General features: G+C 51.2%; 18 protein-coding genes. 8 read left to right on the top strand and 10 right to left on the bottom strand.

Going from position 1 to position 18,302, the window contains the following annotated elements:
* Positions 1-19 precede the first annotated feature (19 nt).
* From ACYVJM_RS01545 to ACYVJM_RS01525, 5 genes are all read left to right on the top strand, one after another.
* Positions 20-1,084: a DUF1611 domain-containing protein gene (locus tag ACYVJM_RS01545; RefSeq protein WP_461146449.1), complete on the top strand. Its 1,065-nt coding sequence runs from the start codon at positions 20-22 to the stop codon at positions 1,082-1,084.
* Positions 1,074-2,141 carry a mandelate racemase/muconate lactonizing enzyme family protein gene (locus ACYVJM_RS01540; protein WP_461146448.1) on the top strand — a complete coding sequence of 356 codons (1,068 nt, stop codon included), beginning with the start codon at positions 1,074-1,076 and terminating at the stop codon, positions 2,139-2,141. Before ACYVJM_RS01545 ends, ACYVJM_RS01540 begins: the two co-directional genes overlap by 11 nt.
* A gap of 104 nt (positions 2,142-2,245) precedes the next feature.
* Positions 2,246-3,172, top strand: coding sequence for a heme-dependent oxidative N-demethylase family protein (locus ACYVJM_RS01535; RefSeq protein WP_461146447.1), 927 nt, complete (start codon positions 2,246-2,248; stop codon positions 3,170-3,172).
* Positions 3,173-3,211: 39 nt separating this feature from the next.
* Positions 3,212-3,631 carry an amino acid permease gene (locus ACYVJM_RS01530; RefSeq protein WP_461146446.1) on the top strand — a complete coding sequence of 140 codons (420 nt, stop codon included), beginning with the start codon at positions 3,212-3,214 and terminating at the stop codon, positions 3,629-3,631.
* A complete protein-coding gene (locus ACYVJM_RS01525; protein WP_461146445.1) occupies positions 3,601-4,596 on the top strand; it encodes an APC family permease in 996 nt (331 codons plus the stop codon). Before ACYVJM_RS01530 ends, ACYVJM_RS01525 begins: the two co-directional genes overlap by 31 nt.
* A gap of 300 nt (positions 4,597-4,896) precedes the next feature.
* On the opposite strand, the gene ACYVJM_RS01520 is transcribed toward ACYVJM_RS01525, so the two are convergent.
* Genes ACYVJM_RS01520 through ACYVJM_RS01505 form a run of 4 tightly spaced genes read right to left on the bottom strand, consistent with a single transcriptional unit; the run spans position 4,897 to position 7,703 of the window.
* Complete coding sequence (locus ACYVJM_RS01520) at positions 4,897-5,346, bottom strand: rhodanese-like domain-containing protein (protein WP_461146444.1); 450 nt, start codon at positions 5,344-5,346, stop codon at positions 4,897-4,899.
* Complete coding sequence (locus ACYVJM_RS01515; RefSeq protein ID WP_461146443.1) at positions 5,343-5,963, bottom strand: acyl carrier protein phosphodiesterase; 621 nt, start codon at positions 5,961-5,963, stop codon at positions 5,343-5,345. The genes ACYVJM_RS01520 and ACYVJM_RS01515 overlap by 4 nt, the downstream gene beginning before the upstream one ends.
* Entirely contained in the window at positions 5,960-6,535 is a 576-nt protein-coding gene (locus ACYVJM_RS01510) for a deoxycytidylate deaminase (protein ID WP_461146442.1), read from the bottom strand. The genes ACYVJM_RS01515 and ACYVJM_RS01510 overlap by 4 nt, the downstream gene beginning before the upstream one ends.
* A gap of 52 nt (positions 6,536-6,587) precedes the next feature.
* Positions 6,588-7,703 carry a glycerate kinase gene (locus tag ACYVJM_RS01505; protein WP_461146441.1) on the bottom strand — a complete coding sequence of 372 codons (1,116 nt, stop codon included), beginning with the start codon at positions 7,701-7,703 and terminating at the stop codon, positions 6,588-6,590.
* 72 nt (positions 7,704-7,775) lie between these two features.
* Here ACYVJM_RS01505 and ACYVJM_RS01500 point away from each other — a divergent pair, with 72 nt between their 5' ends.
* Positions 7,776-8,798 carry a Gfo/Idh/MocA family protein gene (locus ACYVJM_RS01500; protein ID WP_461146440.1) on the top strand — a complete coding sequence of 341 codons (1,023 nt, stop codon included), beginning with the start codon at positions 7,776-7,778 and terminating at the stop codon, positions 8,796-8,798.
* 69 nt (positions 8,799-8,867) lie between these two features.
* Here ACYVJM_RS01500 and ACYVJM_RS01495 read toward each other — a convergent pair whose 3' ends face one another.
* Complete coding sequence (locus ACYVJM_RS01495) at positions 8,868-10,193, bottom strand: ABC1 kinase family protein (RefSeq protein WP_461146439.1); 1,326 nt, start codon at positions 10,191-10,193, stop codon at positions 8,868-8,870.
* Between the two features lie 92 nt (positions 10,194-10,285).
* Positions 10,286-10,942: a TetR/AcrR family transcriptional regulator gene (locus ACYVJM_RS01490; RefSeq protein ID WP_461146438.1), complete on the bottom strand. Its 657-nt coding sequence runs from the start codon at positions 10,940-10,942 to the stop codon at positions 10,286-10,288.
* A gap of 145 nt (positions 10,943-11,087) precedes the next feature.
* Here ACYVJM_RS01490 and ACYVJM_RS01485 point away from each other — a divergent pair, with 145 nt between their 5' ends.
* Positions 11,088-11,612 carry a hypothetical protein gene (locus ACYVJM_RS01485; protein WP_461146437.1) on the top strand — a complete coding sequence of 175 codons (525 nt, stop codon included), beginning with the start codon at positions 11,088-11,090 and terminating at the stop codon, positions 11,610-11,612.
* Between the two features lie 136 nt (positions 11,613-11,748).
* A complete protein-coding gene (locus ACYVJM_RS01480) occupies positions 11,749-13,194 on the top strand; it encodes a tetratricopeptide repeat protein (RefSeq protein WP_461146436.1) in 1,446 nt (481 codons plus the stop codon).
* A 123-nt stretch (positions 13,195-13,317) separates the two neighbouring features.
* Here ACYVJM_RS01480 and ACYVJM_RS01475 read toward each other — a convergent pair whose 3' ends face one another.
* From ACYVJM_RS01475 to ACYVJM_RS01460, 4 genes are read right to left on the bottom strand one after another with little or no spacing between them, the layout of a single operon-like run.
* Entirely contained in the window at positions 13,318-15,447 is a 2,130-nt protein-coding gene (locus tag ACYVJM_RS01475) for a ComEC/Rec2 family competence protein (RefSeq protein ID WP_461146435.1), read from the bottom strand.
* A complete protein-coding gene (locus tag ACYVJM_RS01470; protein ID WP_461146434.1) occupies positions 15,444-15,896 on the bottom strand; it encodes a GNAT family N-acetyltransferase in 453 nt (150 codons plus the stop codon). Before ACYVJM_RS01470 ends, ACYVJM_RS01475 begins: the two co-directional genes overlap by 4 nt.
* A gap of 18 nt (positions 15,897-15,914) precedes the next feature.
* On the bottom strand, positions 15,915-17,282 hold the full coding sequence (locus ACYVJM_RS01465; RefSeq protein WP_461146433.1) for a M43 family zinc metalloprotease: 1,368 nt from the start codon (positions 17,280-17,282) through the stop codon (positions 15,915-15,917).
* On the bottom strand, positions 17,263-18,228 hold the full coding sequence (locus tag ACYVJM_RS01460; RefSeq protein WP_461146432.1) for a PhoH family protein: 966 nt from the start codon (positions 18,226-18,228) through the stop codon (positions 17,263-17,265). The genes ACYVJM_RS01465 and ACYVJM_RS01460 overlap by 20 nt, the downstream gene beginning before the upstream one ends.
* Positions 18,229-18,302 lie beyond the last annotated feature (74 nt).

The following is an 18,302-nucleotide window of genomic DNA, read 5'->3' as shown; positions in this document are numbered from 1 at the left end:
GTAAATCTCCTAACCTTACATGACCAATCAAGCTATACTGCTTACCGATGGCCTTTTGACAACAACCGATGCTAAAACAGCTCACGGCCTGATCCGGGGCACCGATCGGTACACGGTTGTGGCGGTAGTCGATGCGCCCACGGCCGGACAGGATGCGGGAAGCGTACTCGACGGCACGAATCGAAACATTCCCATTTTTGCTTCGGTTACCGAAGCACTTACCCAGCTTTCCGATGTTTCCTACGCCATCGTTGCGGTGGCAACCAATGGCGGTATTTTACCGGCGAACATGCTGGCCGACATCAAGCTTTGTCTTCAGCAGGGCCTTTCGGTTGTTAACGGACTCCATGAATTTCTGAACGATAAGCCTGACCTGGTGGCGCTGGCGCAGCAGTCAGGAGCCCAATTAATCGACGTTCGGCGACCCAAAGCTCGACATGAACTGCATTTCTGGACGGGTGAGATCAATCAGGTAACGGCCCCCATCATAGCCATTATGGGTACTGACTGTGCGTTAGGTAAACGCACCACCACCCGGCTGATTCGGGAAGCCTGCGAACGACAACAGATTAATGCCCAGATGATTTATACGGGGCAAACCGGCTGGCTGCAGGGCGTCCGGTACGGATTCATCTTCGATTCGACCCTCAATGATTTCGTATCGGGTGAACTGGAACATGCGCTGGTCTCATGCTGGCGCGAAACGGGAGCCGATGTACTGCTTATTGAGGGACAGGCTTCGCTTCGTAATCCGAGTGGCCCCTGCGGCTCGGAATTTCTGGTTTCCGGCAATGCCCGGCATGTCGTTTTGGTTCATGCGCCCAAACGCAGGTATTACGATCATTTGCCCGCCTGGGGCGAAATTCCGTCTGTCGAGTCAGAAATTGCCCTAATTGGGTGTTATGGCTCAACGGTCATTGCGCTTGCCCTGAACACGGAAGGCTGCTCGCACGAGGAAGCTTTCGCCTTTCAGCAGGAATATGCCGGGCGGCTGGGGATTCCGGTACTGTTGCCGTTGGAAGAAGGCGTAGACTCAATAATACCCGGTATTCAAGCCTTACTGTCCCTGGCCCATGCGCATTAACTCCATCCGTACCTATTGTCGGGATCTGGCCCTCACCAAACCCTATACCATTGCGTATCAGACAACATCGGCAGTAGAAAACGTTTTTGTTGAACTGGAACTGGAAAATGGGCTGGTTGGTCTCGGCGCGGCCAACCCCGACCCCGATGTGGTCGGTGAAACGCCGGAACAAACGCTTCTCAATCTGCAAAGTGACTGGATATCAAGCCTGATTGGCCGGGATATCCGCTCCCTGCATGAACTGATCGACGACGCCCGAATTCAGTTTCCCCAGGCGCCCGGCACCCTGGCTGCGCTGGACATTGCCATTCATGACGCTTTTGCTCAATTTTTAGGGATTCCTGTAGTTCAGTTTTACGGCCGGACCATCCGCACGTTGCCCACGTCCGTGACCATCGGCATCATGAATCCGGCCGATACCCTGACCGAAGCGGCTGTTTATGTGCAGCAAGGCTTCCGGGTGCTCAAAGTGAAGACGGGCGTGGAGGTTGACGAAGACATCGAGCGCGTTGTAAAACTCCGCGAAACCTTCGGCCCATCGCTGATCATTCGCGTCGATGCCAATCAGGGTTATACATTAACGAATCTCAATCGGTTTCTGGCGCATACGAAATCCATGAACATCGAACTGATCGAGCAGCCGCTGCCGGTTGGTCTGGAGCATGAATTGCTTGTCTTGCCGGATGATACCCGTTGCCTGCTGGCGGCCGATGAGTCCTTAAAAGATCCGGAAGCTGCCATTAAACTCTCCCAGCGGCCCCGGCCTTTTGGCATCTTCAATATCAAATTGATGAAGTGTGGCGGTATCCGATCGGCTATCCAGATCGCGAACATTGCCCGACCGGCCGATATTGCGCTTTTCTGGGGATGTAATGACGAAAGTCGCATCAGCATAACGGCCGCTCTCCATGCAGCCTTCGCTTGTCCAAACACACGCTACATCGACCTCGACGGGAGTTTCGATCTGGCAGAAGACGTCGTATCAGGCGGTTTCATTCTCGAAGATGGCTACATGCGGCCCACCGGTGGCCCTGGTCTGGGTCTCACCCGACTGTAAAACATTTTGGTTAAGCACAGAGGCCCGAATTCTACCATTTCATTATTGCTGCGCTCTATTTCCAATAACGAGTAGCTTTCAAACCAAAATTTCATAAAGCGTCAATGCTCTCCTACTTTCCTTTCGGACAACAGTTTAACGACAAGATGGGCACACTTTCCCTGTCCGAAAACGAGTCTCTTGTAGAGCTGGATAGTAATTATGCAACAGAAACGGCACTAAAAAAACAACTTCTCACCGAATTACCGGCGTACTACTATCAGGCACTGCCAGGGAATGAACTGGCTCAATGGGAAGTTTTGGAAGCTATTTTGACGACACTAAGTCAGCTCGAGCCACACCAGTTTTCCCTTCTTAAAGAAGGTAGCCGCTGGCATTGGTCCAATGAGTTATTGAACGACCAAACGACCTTCACCTTTGGCGACGCCAATTCGCTGGCTATGGAGCCGCTCGATTGGGTAGGACGCCAGGTGCAGGAAGACCTGCTTTTACTGGCGGGGCCGGAAGCCTCGCTGGTTGCCGGGCAGCTATGTTTTGGCAACGGCTGGTGCCTTGATGAAAAGATTGGATTGCCTTTCTGGCAAATTCACGAACCCATTATCCCCATCGTGGAACCCATGATCCGGTCGGCCCAGAAACTGATGGAGCGCCTGCCCGCTGGCCGCCCGGTCTGGCGATTGAACTGGAGCGTAAAGATTTCCGATCAACTGGACATGACGAGTCGCCACACGCCTGCTCTGGACAAACTCCTGGCCGAACGAGCACCCGACTTAACCCCTGACATTATCGGCGAAAACCTGCATGTCCGTATTGAACGGCAATCCCTCACCCGATTGCCGCGTTCGGGGGCCATTCTATTCGGCATCCATACGTACCAGAACCGGCTTTCGGACGAAATAAGCGAGCGGCCGGATGCTGCCGCTCGGTTGGCAAACGTCTTCAAAACGACGCCCAGGGCCATGCTGGACTATAAGGGCATGACGCCCTTTATGCCTGCGCTACTGACTTATTTAGCCTGTTGTCAATCCTAAACGCTTACCGATCTGACGGTAACAACCGACAAAAAACACATGACAAAACTCGCCCGTTCTCTTGATCTACGTTCCGCTATTTTATTGGTAGTGAGCAGCATTATCGGTTCCGGTGTGTTCAAGAAAGTAGCGCCGATGGCCGCCGAATTGGGCTCTCCTCTGCTGGTAATCGGTTGCTGGATTATTGCCGGAATGATCAGTCTGGCCGGGGCACTGACTTATGCTGAAATGGCGGGCATGTTCCCACAGTCGGGGGGCGAATACGTTTATTTCAAGAAGGTATACGGGCGTCTATTCGCCTTTCTGTATGGCTGGGGTGCCTTTACCGTTATGCGAACAGCGACGATAGCGGCTCTGGCACACGTTTTTAGTCAGTCACTGATCACGTTCACCGGAGCAGCCGAGCATTCACCCGAAGGGGTTGTCAAGTGCATTGCCAGTGCACTGATCGTTTTCTGAGCTTCCTGAATTTCCGGGGCGTATCTTTTGCCGAAGGCCTTAGCCGGGGGCTTATCTACCTGACGTTTCTGGCCGTGCTCATCATTGCTATTCTGGGCTTTCAGGCTATATCCGGTCGGGTAGACCACATCACACAGGCCATACCAAATTTTGTACCTAACGAGCACCATACCCTGCTTGGCTCGCTGGTTATGGCATCGTTGGGTGCCTTTTGGGGGTACGAAGGCTGGAATCAGATTGGGTATATCGGCGAGGAGATTAAACATCCGCAGCGAAACTTACCCATCTCCCTGGGTATAGGCACCAGCATCGTGGTCAGTATTTATGTGTTACTGAATGTGGTCTATTTGTACGTACTCCCCATTGATGCGCTGGCAAAATTTGCCGATACACCCGATAAAATTGCGGCTGTCGAGGTGGTACGACAAGCAGCTGGCGGGATTGGAGCCGTGTTTATTTCGGTCCTGATTCTGGTGACGACTACCAATGCGACCAACGCATCCATTTTAATGCCCGCCCGCCTTTTCTACGCGATGGCACGGGATGGCTTGTTCTTCAAGTCCGTCGCGGTTATCCACCCCCGATTTAAAACGCCATCCGTTGCTATCCTGCTGCAGGGGGCATGGTCCATTGTGCTGGTTTGGTCGGGGAGCTTCGACCAGTTGACCGATACGTTGGTCTTTTCCTCCTTTATTTTTTATGGTTCCACGGCGCTGGGCGTTGTCCTGCTTCGGTTCAAGCAGCCTCATTTGGAAAGGCCCTATCGGGTTATCGGGTATCCTGTCGTACCGCTGCTTTTTCTGGCGTGCTGTACCCTGCTGGTCATCATGACCCTCATAAATCAACCCCGAGAAGCTCTGACCGGCCTCGGCCTGATCGCCACCGGATTACCATTCTATTGGTACTGGCGATCCCAACCGCCCATAGTCGAGTCGGACCCGGTTGACACGGTCAATGTTCATTGAGCATTTTTCTTTTGGCAAAACTTATTTTTGTCAAGTGACTGTGCGTAGGGATATTCTGTGATTGTGCCCATCCGGTCCACCACCAAGATTGCTTCGGGCTTCAGTAGGTAAAGGAATAACATATGGTACCTTGCTGCCTTTTGACCTCTGTGCGCTTTGTGTTACCTCCTCGGACTGTCACACTAGTTTAACTATATTCTCCGGTTAGGGGATAACTTAACTAAAAATCCGGTGAAGTATCAGCGTTTATGATACTTCACCGGATCCCTAATTTTACTGATCGTAGGATGGACTTGTGATCTACTCCACCGCCGGATACCCTTTATCGAGCCAATCGGTTTTAAGATTTTTGGCCAGATTCAGGAGTTTATGGTTTTTAAATCCCATTTCATTCAGTTTTGTAAAGGCCGGGCGCACGTTGGGGCAGTTCTTGAAGGGGCAGCACCCGCAGTAGATCACGATCTCCCGATTTTTGGGCTCTTTGCTCAGCAGCTTTTCCAGCTTCGCCAGATTATCGGCTTCACTGCCGGGGCCAACGCCAACAGATGACTTGATCGTGGCGGCCGGCCCAACGCTGATAATGAGCGGCTTGGCTGCACCGGGTGTGTTAATCGTTTCGGCCAGATCGGCGGGTTCGAGTAGCTGATCGGGGCGCCAGGGTTCGGCTTTGTTCCAACCCGTCTGGGCTATGACGAGGCCAAGGATAAGAACGATTCCCAGGATTGATGAAATAATTCGTTTTTGAGTCATGAGTAAGTGGTCAATGTTGTACGCACCTGTTGAATGTGACTGACTAAGGCTGGCCAAAAATAACTGAAATGTCGGGCAATCCGTTCGTAGTAGCGCTCTAAATCCTCGATCGCCGTATCCAGGCCCGACGGGAAGGCCGTTCGGCGGGATACGCCCTTCAGCGAGCGATCGAGTCCCTCCGCATACTGGTAGTTGGTGAGCCAATCCTGCCGGATCATGTACTCGGCCATGCGGGCTGCCCCCGTTGGCAGACGAGCTGCATTCTCCTCTATGGTCTGATAAAAACTACCGATAAACTCAGGCAGCGATTCGCCGGTGAGCTGCGTAAAATTAATAGCCAGAAAATGGTCGAAAAAGATGTCGACAGCCGCGCCGGCATACTTATGGCAGCGCGGATGGAGTAAATCACGGACGGCGGCCACGTCGGGATGCGCGTCAGTAAATGAATCGATGGCGCGGTGAATCCGAACGCCCGTAATCTCGTCGGCCAGCAGGTTATGCCGAGGTTTTGCGGGGTCGCCTTTGATGAAATCACCAATGAAATTACCCACGAGCAAACCCGTATACTGGTTTGATGAGCGAGGTCCGGATAGATACCCATGCGCCAGAATATTCATGGCATTGGTTCGGTAATAGGTAAATCAGCGCCGATATTGACCCCTGAACTGGTCACGTACCGCTCGACCGTCACACCAAACCGGCGCAGAAAATCGACACCTTCGTCGGAAGGTATTCCCTTGTATTCGGCGTACGAGTTCAGAAAAACGACGCGGGCGATCTTCATACTGTAGATAATCCGAGCGCAGGCAATGCAGGGCGATAAGGTTACGTAAATCGTGGACCCTTCGATCTCAGAACCATTTTTGGCCGCATAGAGAATGGCATTCTGCTCGGCATGAAGGGCCAGTGAGCAGGACCCTTTTGAATCACGCGGACAACCAACACCGGGGAACTCTTCGTCGCAGTTGTGCGTACCCGCCGGGGGACCATTATAGCCAATCGAGATGATTCGGGTATCGCGGGTGAGCACCGCCCCTACCTGCGCCTTGATGCAATGCGACCGTTTAGCGAGGTTAACGGCCAAATCCATGAAAATATCATCGAAGCGCGGTTTGGCAGACGTACCGCTGGCAGTGGGAGCCTTACTGACTTCAGTAGTCAAAACAGGTGTATCGGTGGTTGGTAACATTCAGTAAAGATACGGAGCGGACCGGCTAAATGGAACGCATAGCCGGCCAATCCTATACCATCAACCGCATTACCTGAGCTGTAGTTCGTTTTAGATAGACAGCTGCATGAGTCAGGGCATCGTCCAAACTAACCGGCCCTGGAACGATGGAAAAAGCACTGGCTAGCCCCAACGCATCCAGTTCCATCGGGTCGAGTTGCAGAGTACCACACAGGGCGATTACCGGAATGTGCTGTTCACTGGCCAACCGGGTGATGCCCGCGATCAGTTTACCTTGTAAAGTCTGGTGATCGATCCGGCCCTCGCCGGTGAGGATCAGATCGGCACCCACCATTATCGTAGCTAAGTTTGTCTGCTGCATCAATAAGTTAACGCCTTCAATCAGTTGGCCTTTGAGAAACAAAACGGCTCCCGCGCCCAGGCCACCAGCGGCTCCCGCGCCCGGCATCGTGGATAAATCGACCCCGAACTGCTGGTGAAGCAGGTTCGCGAGATGTCTCATTCCGGCATCCAGAATGGGCAAATCATCGGGTTTGGCCCCTTTTTGCGGCCCATAGATGTAGGTAGCGCCCTGCGGCCCAACGAGTGGGTTCGTCACATCGCAGGCCACATCAACAGAGCCGGTCCAGGCTGATTCTGGTGGGATAATTTTAACAATTTGAGCCAGATTGCCGCCACAAGGACGGAGTTGATGCCCCGTTTTATCCAGAAAACGCCAGCCCAGGGCCGACGCCATCCCCGTGCCCGCATCGTTGGTGGCACTTCCGCCAATACCCAGTACGATCCGCGTCACACCCCGCTTCATGGCTTCAGCCAATAGCTCGCCCGTTCCGTACGTGTTGGCTTGAAATGGATCATATTCCGCCATTTTTAACAACCGAAGCCCCGATGCCTGGGCCATTTCGATAAAAGCCGTTGTACCATCACCGGAAATGCCGTACCCTGCTTCAACGGGGCGCCCGAGCGGGTCCTGCACGGTTAATGTATGCCAGCTTCCGGCGGTACCCTCCGTCAGTACTTCGGCGGTGCCCTCTCCGCCATCGGCCATGGGCACCGATATTACTTCGGCCGTTGGCACCACCAGCCGGATGCCCTCAGCCATAGCGACACAAACGGCAGACGCCGTTAAGGAACCTTTGAATTTATCAGGAGCCAGTAAAATCTTCATGTGGCGTTATTGTGTATACTCGCTAAGTGAGTAAGTTGGGTGTCGAATTGATTTACTCCTTACCCATTATATATGACCCGCTTACGAGCCGCTGTTGTTGGCGGAGGCAATATTGCCGATAAAAATCACATTCCGGCGCTAAAACAGCTAACTGAACAAGTCGAGTTAGTGGCCGTTTGCAGCCGCGATCTCATCAAAGCCCGCGCCCTTGCCGATAAACATACTATTGAGCATGCGTTCGATAACACGGATGAGCTCTACCGCCAGTGCTCGCCTGATGTGGTGGTGATCTGCACACCCAATAACCTGCATTATCCGCAAACGATGGAAGCGCTGGAACACAACTGCCACGTTTTCTGTGAGAAACCACCCGCCATTTCGGCTCAGAATGCCCGCGATATGGCCATGCTGGCGGCTGCGAAGGGGCGGGTACTGGCCTATAATTTCCAGCTTCGTCAAACGAGCGAATGGGCCTTGCTAACGCGCTGCCAAACGGATGGCCTGCTGGGTGATATTTACCACATAAAAGCCCATTTCCTGCGTCGGCGGGGCATACCGGGCTGGGGTTATTTTACCAATAAGGCCATGCAGGGCGGTGGCGCACTCATGGATTTAGGCGTCCACGTGCTCGATCTAGCCCTTTGCGCCCTAGGCTACCCCACCCCCGATCAGGTATTGGGCAACACCTATGACTTGATTGGAAAATCGGGTGGCAAAGGGCTTATGGGCAATTGGGACCCGCAAACGTTCGAGGTCGAAGATGCCGCTACGGCTTACCTCTTGTTTCCCAATAAGGCGTCGATTATGCTCTCGGCGTCGTTTGCGCTGAATACGCAGACCGATAAAGACCGAAATCTGGAGATTTTCGGTAGCAAAGGCGGGGTGAAGCTGTTCCCCTTCGCCATGCACACCGAAATAGCGGGTGAGCTGGCGGATATTCAATTCCCCTACTTGGAGGAAGTTGATATCCAGCTAAAAAACACAGCCGCTTTTCTGGATGCCTGCCATGGTAAACCGTCGAACGTATGTACGGCCGAACAAGGTGTTATTTTGCAGGAAATCGTCGAGCGTATTTACCAGTCGGCTGCAAGTTAAATCTATCAAAATGCATTAGCCCACGGTTTGAGCCGTGGGCTATAAATGGCCATGGTGTTTTATAAACTATCAGGCAACTTCTTTTAACGACCGAAGCCATTCAGGTTTCGTCGTCACAATTTTGGCTTTCAGCTCGTTCAGCATGGCGTAGAGTCCGTAATAAGTACGGTTCACGTATAGGCCATCCTGCGAGCCGCGGGCCACTTTTGAGTTCTTCAACTCCTGAACGTTGGCCAACCCTTCGGCAAAGGCATACACTTTGGTAAAGTAAGCGTCGTCACCAAAGTCGAACGTATCAACGGCGAATGGCTCAGCCAGCATCCGGGTCATGTCTTTAAACAGGTCGGAGAAGAACTGCCGCTCTTTCGGTGAATCAGCATCGGTGATGAATTCCAGATTCTCAAAAATCTCTTCCGTCAGAGCCGCATCCTCCAGGGTATCGGGATTGACGAGCCGAAAGTAGTTGTCGTAATAAAAATCGGGGATGACTTTCACACAGCCGAAGTCAATCACACCCATAGTGCCGTTGGCACGCATCAGGAAATTGCCCGGATGCGGGTCGGCATGAACCTGCCGCAGGGTGTGTATCTGAAAATCATAAAAATCCCACAGCGCCTGCCCGATTCGATCCCGCACATCCTGAGACGGGTTCGTTTTCATGAACTCCTTCAGATGGAAGCCATCGAGCCAATCCATCGTCAGAATCCGCTTGGACGATAACTCCGGATAGTACTTTGGGAAAACCAGACCGGGTATGTGGGCGCAGGCTTCCGAAATCTCAATAGACCGCTTCAATTCGAGTTCATAGTCAGTTTCTTCCAGCAGTTTGGATTCTACTTCACCCATGTACCGGTCAATATCCCGTTCATTTAGGTTCAACAAGCGAACAGCCAACGGTTTAGCGATTTTCAGGTCGGAGCTAACCGCATCGGCGACACCGGGATACTGCACTTTGACGGCCAGTTTCTTACCATCTTTCCAGGCCTGATGCACTTGTCCAATGCTGGCGGCATTCACCGCTTCGATACTGAACTTATCGAACAACTGAGCGGGTGTTTTTCCAAAGTACGTTTTAAAGGTTTTCACCACCAGAGGTCCTGACAAAGGCGGAGCCGAGTATTGGGCCATCGTAAACTTGTCGGAATACGCGACTGGCAACAGCCCCCGGTCCATACTCAGCATCTGCGCCATTTTGAGGGCAGATCCTTTCAGCTCACTGAGGGCTTCGTAAATATCGGCCGCATTGTCCTGATGTAGTTCATCTTTCGACAAACTGGGGTCCATCAGCTTCTTACTATAGTGCTTGATATAGTTACCGCCAACCTTTACCCCAGCTTTCATAAATTGGCTGGCACGCGCAACTTTACCTGTCGGAACGGATGTTTGGATTTTCATTTGTGATGAACGAAAGGGTGAAAGAGCGAAAGCATGAAAGAGGGTACGAGTGCTTATTTAACTTACACTCGTACCCTCTTTCATGCTTTCGCTCATTTATTCTGGTACATGAACTTGGCGAAGTCAAAAAGGGTATCCAACGGCGACCGGCCGATCAGGTCGAAGGTAGTGTTGACGGACTTTTCGATGGCAGAATCCGTTTTCTCGAAGTTCTTACTCACATCCCGCACCCAGAAATCGAGTAGATACAGGGTTTGGCCCCAGAGTGCATTCGGGTAGCGGTCGGTAATGAACGGGCGGGGTTCTACCTCTTTACTTTCCCGGCCTTCGGCCAGCAGATCGCGGGCGAAATCAAAGAATTCGTCCTTAAACGCGTTCAAAACCGGTGCTTTGGGTGTCATTCCCCGAAGGCCCTGGCCTTTGCTCCCGGCGCGCAGACGGCCATAGCTATACACAACGAAACTGCGCTGGGCTTTCAGCAACTCGATCCAGGTGTAGTAAAACGCCAGTAGCTTCTCCCGAACCGAATAGCTTTGGTACGTTTCATCGGCATCGACAGTCGCTTTGGCATCGCTGAAGAAAGCGAGCCAGACATCCGCTTCGATGGCGTCGAAGGATGTATAGTGGGTGTAGAAATCAGCTTCAGTAAGTTTTAATTTTTTGGCAAACTGAAAGACTGAGGTGGGTTGTTTACCGTTTTCCAATACGTACTCGGTGTACGCTTTGCGGATTTTTTCGAGCATTTCCATACAAGTTGACAACGGCAGGTTTAGTAAAAAAGTTTAGTGATTTACTGCATCTGAAAGCCCAATAACTTCCTGTATTTTTGTGTTATAAACGCTGTATATCCAAATCAGAAGCCAGACGGCAACTCATTTATTTCCTGTAACTGTCATGATTAAACTAACATCGCTTTTTTGTATCCTTTTCCTGTTTATCAGTCTCCACGCGTTTAGCCAATATGGTGGCTATGGTGGTGGGTACGGCGGGTATGGCGGCCGGATGGGCGGCATGAGTCAGAATATGCCGAGCAGCCCACCACGTGCCTCAGTACCGAATATTGCCGGCGATATGGCCATGAAAGAAACGAAATGGCTGAAAGAAAATCTGGACCTGAGCAAAGACCAGGCTAAAGCGGTCAAACAACTGAACAATGAGTATGCCAGCCAGCAGCAGGATGCCATCAAAGACATCATTGGAACGGGTGGCGGCCGACCTTCGCCCGAAGCCATCAAGCAGGTCAGGGATGTGATGATGATGTTTAACGAAGAAAAGGAAGAGAAACTTAAGCCCATCCTTACCCCCGAACAATGGACGATGTATCAGTCTAAAAAGGAAGCCATGCAAAAAGAGATTGGCGGCTGGCGTCCGGCAGCGCCCAAAAAAGACTCGCTGAGCAAAGCGCCCAGCCAACCCTAAAATCGATTATTTTGTTTAAATAATAGCCCTTTCCAGCGTCTTTTGGGCCGTAAACTCATTTTCCACCTAGCCTATAAGTCTAAATCCTGATTTTCTACGTAAGTGCGGCAATACCCTAATTGTAGTTGCCCTGCTTATGAAACGATTTACATCTCTTTTCCTGGTCTTTAGCTTCCTGTCGACACTGGTTTTTGCTCAGCCCGCGCAAAATCTTACCCAGGCCATTCGATATATTAAACTATCCAGCACGCTCCGGGCCGTCGACAAACCCGACGAGTCGATCAATTTACTGAAGCGCGCTCTTCCGGCGGTGCGCACCTCTAGTTTTTACTGGGAAGCAGTTACCAATGAATCGCTGGGCCTTTCGTACAGCGATTTGCGCGATACGACGACAGCATTACAGTATCTGGAGCGGGCACGAAGCCAGTATCTTAAACTGAAATATGTAGCCAGCGCCTGGGGTGTGAATGAGATCGTCCGTAATTTATCGAACAAAAACCTGTACGCCGGTATCCAGATTGGTACGTCTACGATCAAACTCGCCATTCTCAAAACGCGGTACGAAACCGACTTTTACGAGAAAGACATTAAAACAACGGTTGACATTGCCAATCCGGCGGTTACGCTCTTTGCCGATGCATCGGCCTCGTATAAACCGGAGCAGGACGCGCTGAAGGTCTGTTTGGATTCTGTACAGCGGTACAACATTCCTAACGAACGGGTTTTTATTGTGCTGAGCAACGATGTTCGGGAAGAGCTTGCCAAAAATCCGGCCAGCCAGCGTAAACTTTACGATCAGTTGTCGCGTGTATTGCCGAACAGCAATCTGAAGATAGACACGTCGATGACAGCCAGCCGCGAAGCTGAGTTATTCACCATTGGCGCCATTCCCCGTAAAGTGTGGCCAACGACTTCGGCACTTGATATTGGCAGCAACAGTACACTGGGGGGCTATTTTGATCAGGTTACGCCGATGGGTGCCAAAACCTTTCATGGCTTCAATATACCAGTAGGCATCAATTCTCTGGTGGCACAAATCGACGGCAAGCGCGCCCTCAACCTGGATGCGTTTAAACGCGAAGCCCAGCGGGTCGTTAAATCCGTTGCCGATGCGGAGTTAGCCAAACGGGTCAATACCGAAAACCGTGGATTGCAGCAACGGAGAACCGTTGGCATTGGCGGGGATCTGGTATGGGCACTCATTAGTTATTTGCATCCCGAAAAAGCGGGTGTTACCGCCGTTGCCATCACCCCGGATGATGTTGAACGATTCAAAAAACTGGCCTTATCCGATTATCGTGAACTGATAAAGCCTGATTTGAGCAACATTGCCAACCCCACCCTTCGGGCACAGGCCGAGCAAAATATTTCGACCGTTCAGAATCTACTCAATGAAAAACAAATCGTGGTGGGAGCGCTTTGGCTTGAGTCCATTATGAAAGCCTATTCAACGCCTTCAACGCCCAGACGTTTCGTTTTTGTCCGCAATGCAGATGTTGGCTGGGTAACGGGTAAGTTTCTGGAAACCATCAATTACGAATACGAATCAACTATTGCCAAAGGGGCACTGTACACCCGATAGGCAGTCTCTTTATCAATAAAATAAAGGCGGTTAAGTGAAATAGCTTATTTTCACTTAGCCGCCTTTCTGTAGATCGAAAGTTGATTTAAGTAAAGAATAACTTTAAGTGAAGGACATCAGCCATTATTCCAGATCAGCGATGTAAGCCCCCATCTGGCGTACCGAATAACAAGCAATACCCAACTTGTTCGCATCGGCCAGCAACTTATCCGTGAGGGGCGTTCTGTTCGAATCATCGAAAATAATATGCCGGGCCACCACCCTGCCATTGAGTTGTTTCCACTCACGCAGGGCATTTCGACGGATAACGAGGAAATCGACGACAGCCGGTAATCGCCAATGATTTGGCCCGCTTAATTGATTGACCAGCAACAGCGTTTTACCCCGCCATACCCAGAGGGTGTACGCACGAGTCTGATAACACGGGAGACGTTTCGGGATTGCAGCCGCTATCGGGCTAATCTGGCTGGTTTTGATGATCGCCAGGTTCGAAACACCCCACTGGCCAAAGGTATTTTTCAGGTAAAAGTCGAAAGAGCGGGTATCGCTGGTATCCACATCGGTCAACAGCACACTCTGATGCCCATCGGTTAGGCTGACCGCCGTGCGATGCGGCAGAAAATGCACGGCCAACCGTTTTTGATTGGCCTGCTCGAAATCGTCCCATATGGTTAGACCGGCGACGAACAGGGCTGCCAGGCTGGTTGCCCACAAATAGGCTCTGTTACGTGTGATCAGTAACGCTGCACCACAGAAGATAACCACATAAATTAACCCCATAGCCGGTAGGGTAATCCAAAGACCATCCCAGGCGGCCCCGGGCAGCGCACCCGTGTGCATAACGGCGGAATTAAGCACCCAGGCCGTTTTTTCCAATAAACAACCGAGCAGGTCATTTAGATAAGGCACCCAGCTAAAAGCCAGGGTTGCCATGGCCAGCGGCAACAGTATGTTCGACATGACAATCACAATCGGGTTGGCCAGCAGGAAATACGTAGGAAATTGATGAAAGTAGTAAACACCTAACGGGAAGGTGATCAGTTGAGCAATCAGCGCTACCGCGGTCAACTTCCATAGTTTGTCAATCTGTTTGGACCGAAAGGTTATCGACTGATATAGAGGAGACTGCCACGCACCAATTCCCCCAACGGCCAGATACGACAACTGAAACCCCGCCGAAAACAAGGCGTACGGATCGAAACACAGGATAAAAAAGGCAGAAGCTGCCAAAGAATTGATAAACTGTTGCTGACGACCGGATGCATTCGCTATGATAAACAAGGAGAACATGGCCGCCGAGCGCAACACTGGGGGCGAAAACCCGGTAACTAAGGCATAGAACCACAGAATAGTTAGTTGTAGAAACGCCATCAGGAGTTTACCCCGAGGGCGTTTAATCAAAAAACTAAGCAGAAACGTTAAAACAAGGAACAGAATGCCCACATGAAGCCCCGATACCGAAAGCACATGCACGGCCCCCGCTGCGCTGTACGCCCGGTACAAGTCCGTATCCAGATCATCTCTTACCCCTAAAATCATGGCGTTGACAATCCCGATTTCCGCCCGATTTCCAACCTGATGGGCAAAAACACTGTCGGCCCAGCGGTACACACGGGTGGCGATGTCTGTAATACGATTGGGTGGGTCAAGGGCTAATACCGTTCGTTCGTAGGGCCGCAGATACTGCTGGTGGTAGATGTTCCGGTAGCTGAGGTACTGCTTGTAGTCGAACTCACCGGGATTGAGGGGTGGATCAATCGGTCTGGGAGAACCCGCTACCAGCCAGACCTCGCCATAATGTGGCATGGATTGGCCCACCTTATCCAGATAGACGATAACTTTGCCACTTAACGGTTTCCATGGCTCCTCTTGCCGGCTCGTCCATTTTCCCCGCCGAACGGCCAGCTCTACCCGAAATGTTTTGGCCCGTTCTTCCGGCTGAGCCGCGATCACTCCTTCATAGGCACGAAGCGTATCGGTAAGGTGAATCAGGTTATCAGCTTGATTGCTGGCCGTATGCTGATACGAGATACCCCAGCCCAAGGTCATTAAAACCAATAGACCGCCCAGGCCGGATGCCGTCTGGATCGGCTTGACGAGTTTATCCCTCGTCTGACGAATTCCCCAAAAAAGCAATCCAAGCCCCAGCAGAAGTGCCACCTGCGGAACAACTGTCCGGTTGGGATGGTACACGTACAGGAGAATACCACTAATCAGCGCAGCCGCGTACCGAACAAACGGGTTTCCTTTCATTCTCTGTTGAACGCAGAGCCGGGCAGTACCATTTTATAATGCTGGATGCCTGCTTCCTCGAACATCGGGCCAACGGCAACGAAGCCAAAACCTGCGTACAAGGGCATAGCAGTCACCTGTGCATGCAGGTAAATACGTTCGATAGGTTCGGGTTGCTGATTAAACACATCGTCCAGAACCGTTTTAACCAATGCTTTACCAACGCCCTTGCCACGAAAAGCGGCTAAAACAGCAAATCGTTCTAACTTAACACCGTTAGATGTTCGTCGCCAGCGGGCAGTACCGCAGGGGGTGTCATCGAACCGGGCCAGAAAGTGGGTACTTGTGTCTTCAAACTCATCGTATTCTTCACGAGCTGAAACATGCTGTTCTTCAACGAAAACCTGCCGGCGAATGGCAAAAGCCGATTCAAGGTCCGACGGGTTTGAAATAGGTAAAACACGAATCATAAAGTGGCTTTTTAGTTTTTACTGAACCAGCAGGCGCTTACTTACCATCTCACTGCCGGTTTTGACCCGCACAATATACACCCCGGTTGCCAACCCAATTACGGGTATGGTTACCCGCGTGCTGGGCGAATTGGTATAGGTATAACTTCTCAACTGTCGACCGGCAGCATCGAATAAATCAACGTCAAAGGTTTGAGATCCTTTCAGCTGCACATCAATGGAGGACTCTGTCGTGGTAATTGGGTTTGGCCAAACACTCACCGTAAGTGCATCGGTTTCGGTGAGTGGCGAAAGAACCGACTTTAGGAGCTGTGCCCGGCGTGGACTGAGCGTCATGACCAGCCGCATACGGGCAACCTGACCTGCTGTAAACATATTCATACAGGCATCGGGCCAGTAGTTCATGTAATTTTCGATCAGGTCACGCGTTTGAATACCGCTCACACAACTCGAGTAGGTTTGCCGACAATTTGTTAAAACGGACACATTGGAACGATCTTCCGTAAGCGGAGTATCCGCCACATAATCTTCGGCACAGCCATTGCCATCGCCCCAGGTGTGGATCAGTCCCAGCCAATGCCCAATTTCGTGCGTTGCCGTACGGCCAAGGGCATACAGCGATGAACTGCTAACGGTTCCTGTCCGCTTTCCAAAATACCGATAGTCAATAATTGTACCGTCAGTTAACTCATTGGAACTGGCAGGCAATCCTTTAAGCGTGTCAGCTGCAGACGGGAACTGCGTATAACCAATGTAACTATCGATTCGAGTTACCCAGATATTCAGATACCGGTTACTGGGCCAGTAGGCAATCTGAGAGAGCAATAGGTCGTCATTAAAAACGTCAAATGACGACTTCTGGGCATAATAATGTCGGGTTATACCGTTAGACGGTTTCCCACTGGGGTCGGTTGTCGCGAGGTAGAACTCAATACGAGCGTCGGCACCAATAGGGCTGGTATTGAACCCATTCGTTCCCTCTTTTCGCCGGTAATCTTCGTTAAGTACTTGAATTTGAGACTGTATCTGCTCGTCCGAAATATTACCGTTATTAGCTCCGCCAACGGCCAGTGACGCATTGTTATGCACCACGTGAACAACCACCGGAATCCGGTATACCGTTTCATCAGCAGCTTGCCGAAGCGACTTACCATCGATTTGCGCTTTATCGATGAGTTGGTTCAATTCGTTGATTTGCTGCAGTCGGTTAGGGTTTCGATGCTGCAGAATCCGTTCGTGTTCAACAACGCCACAGCGGTTCAGCAGGGATTCGTCGACAGCCTGCGACCAGGCGACCGTGGTTAGCAAACACAAAAACGAACCGGCCAGCCAATGCCAGCCGGTTCGATAACTATTCATCAGGTTATTACTGACCTGCTTTATCATACGCTGTAATAATTTCGCGAACGAGCCGGTGACGAACCACATCCCGTCCATCAAGCTCAACAAAAGCGATTCCTTTGATATTTTTTAAAATGTCGACCGACTCAACCAAACCCGATTTCTGCTTGTTTGGTAAGTCGATTTGCGACCGGTCGCCGGTAATAATTGCTTTTGAAGTCGGCCCCATCCGCGTTAAAAACATCTTCATCTGCATAGATGTCGTGTTCTGCGCTTCATCGAGCAGAATAAATGCATTATTCAGTGTACGCCCACGCATATAGGCCAACGGGGCAATTTCAATAATTCGATTCTCGGTATAGAATTTTAGTTTTTCTGCCGGAATCATGTCATCGAGTGCATCGTAAATTGGACGCAGGTATGGGTCGATCTTTTCTTTCAGATCACCCGGCAAAAAACCAAGGTTTTCCCCTGCTTCAACGGCCGGACGCGTAATAATGATCTTTTTAACTTCTTTGTTCTTCAATGCGCGCACGGCAATAGCCACGGCTGTGTACGTTTTACCGGTACCGGCCGGCCCCACGGCAAACACTAAATCGTGTTTCTCGGCGGCTTCGACCAGGCGTTTCTGGTTATCCGTTTTTGCCCGTACTACAACACCACGCGTTCCATACACCAGCACTTCATCATCATCGGGCGGCACAGGCGGGACGATCCCCGAGCCATTTGTTGGCTGACCGCTGTGGCTGATGTAATTCTGAATATTTTCATGCGTGATTTTACCGTACTTCTGATAGTGTTCCATCAGCGAGTCCAGAATATCACTGATACGGCTTATTTCCGGAGTTGTACCTTTGATCCGTATCTCGTTGCCACGCGAGATAATTTTGCTCATGGGAAACGCAGCCGCCACTTCTTTGATATTGTGGTTCTCTACGCCCAGAAAGTCGATGAGCGATACATTGTCGAGGGTGATGACTTTTTCGACCAAACGATGAATAACGTTAAAGTGTGATTTCGAAAGTAAGCGTTTTCTTTCCTTCTACAACACGTTTTCCCGAAAAA

The sequence above is a fragment of the Spirosoma pulveris genome (assembly GCF_054781875.1).
Note: the sequence above shows the minus strand (reverse complement) of the source record. Positions and strands in the feature narration are given on the sequence as shown.

Bases quoted from the DNA above. Each gene is read 5' to 3' on its own strand.
- ACYVJM_RS01530 (WP_461146446.1), top strand. From the start codon at position 3,212: ATGACAAAACTCGCCCGTTCTCTTGATCTACGTTCCGCTATTTTATTG.
- ACYVJM_RS01495 (WP_461146439.1), bottom strand. From the start codon at position 10,193: ATGAAAATCCAAACATCCGTTCCGACAGGTAAAGTTGCGCGTGCCAGC.
- ACYVJM_RS01515 (WP_461146443.1), bottom strand. From the start codon at position 5,963: ATGAATATTCTGGCGCATGGGTATCTATCCGGACCTCGCTCATCAAAC.
- ACYVJM_RS01535 (WP_461146447.1), top strand. From the start codon at position 2,246: ATGCTCTCCTACTTTCCTTTCGGACAACAGTTTAACGACAAGATGGGC.
- ACYVJM_RS01465 (WP_461146433.1), bottom strand. From the start codon at position 17,282: ATGATAAAGCAGGTCAGTAATAACCTGATGAATAGTTATCGAACCGGC.
- ACYVJM_RS01540 (WP_461146448.1), top strand. From the start codon at position 1,074: ATGCGCATTAACTCCATCCGTACCTATTGTCGGGATCTGGCCCTCACC.
- ACYVJM_RS01485 (WP_461146437.1), top strand. From the start codon at position 11,088: ATGATTAAACTAACATCGCTTTTTTGTATCCTTTTCCTGTTTATCAGT.
- ACYVJM_RS01480 (WP_461146436.1), top strand. From the start codon at position 11,749: ATGAAACGATTTACATCTCTTTTCCTGGTCTTTAGCTTCCTGTCGACA.
- ACYVJM_RS01520 (WP_461146444.1), bottom strand. From the start codon at position 5,346: ATGACTCAAAAACGAATTATTTCATCAATCCTGGGAATCGTTCTTATC.
- ACYVJM_RS01490 (WP_461146438.1), bottom strand. From the start codon at position 10,942: ATGGAAATGCTCGAAAAAATCCGCAAAGCGTACACCGAGTACGTATTG.
- ACYVJM_RS01510 (WP_461146442.1), bottom strand. From the start codon at position 6,535: ATGTTACCAACCACCGATACACCTGTTTTGACTACTGAAGTCAGTAAG.
- ACYVJM_RS01470 (WP_461146434.1), bottom strand. From the start codon at position 15,896: ATGATTCGTGTTTTACCTATTTCAAACCCGTCGGACCTTGAATCGGCT.
- ACYVJM_RS01545 (WP_461146449.1), top strand. From the start codon at position 20: ATGACCAATCAAGCTATACTGCTTACCGATGGCCTTTTGACAACAACC.
- ACYVJM_RS01500 (WP_461146440.1), top strand. From the start codon at position 7,776: ATGACCCGCTTACGAGCCGCTGTTGTTGGCGGAGGCAATATTGCCGAT.
- ACYVJM_RS01475 (WP_461146435.1), bottom strand. From the start codon at position 15,447: ATGAAAGGAAACCCGTTTGTTCGGTACGCGGCTGCGCTGATTAGTGGT.
- ACYVJM_RS01505 (WP_461146441.1), bottom strand. From the start codon at position 7,703: ATGAAGATTTTACTGGCTCCTGATAAATTCAAAGGTTCCTTAACGGCG.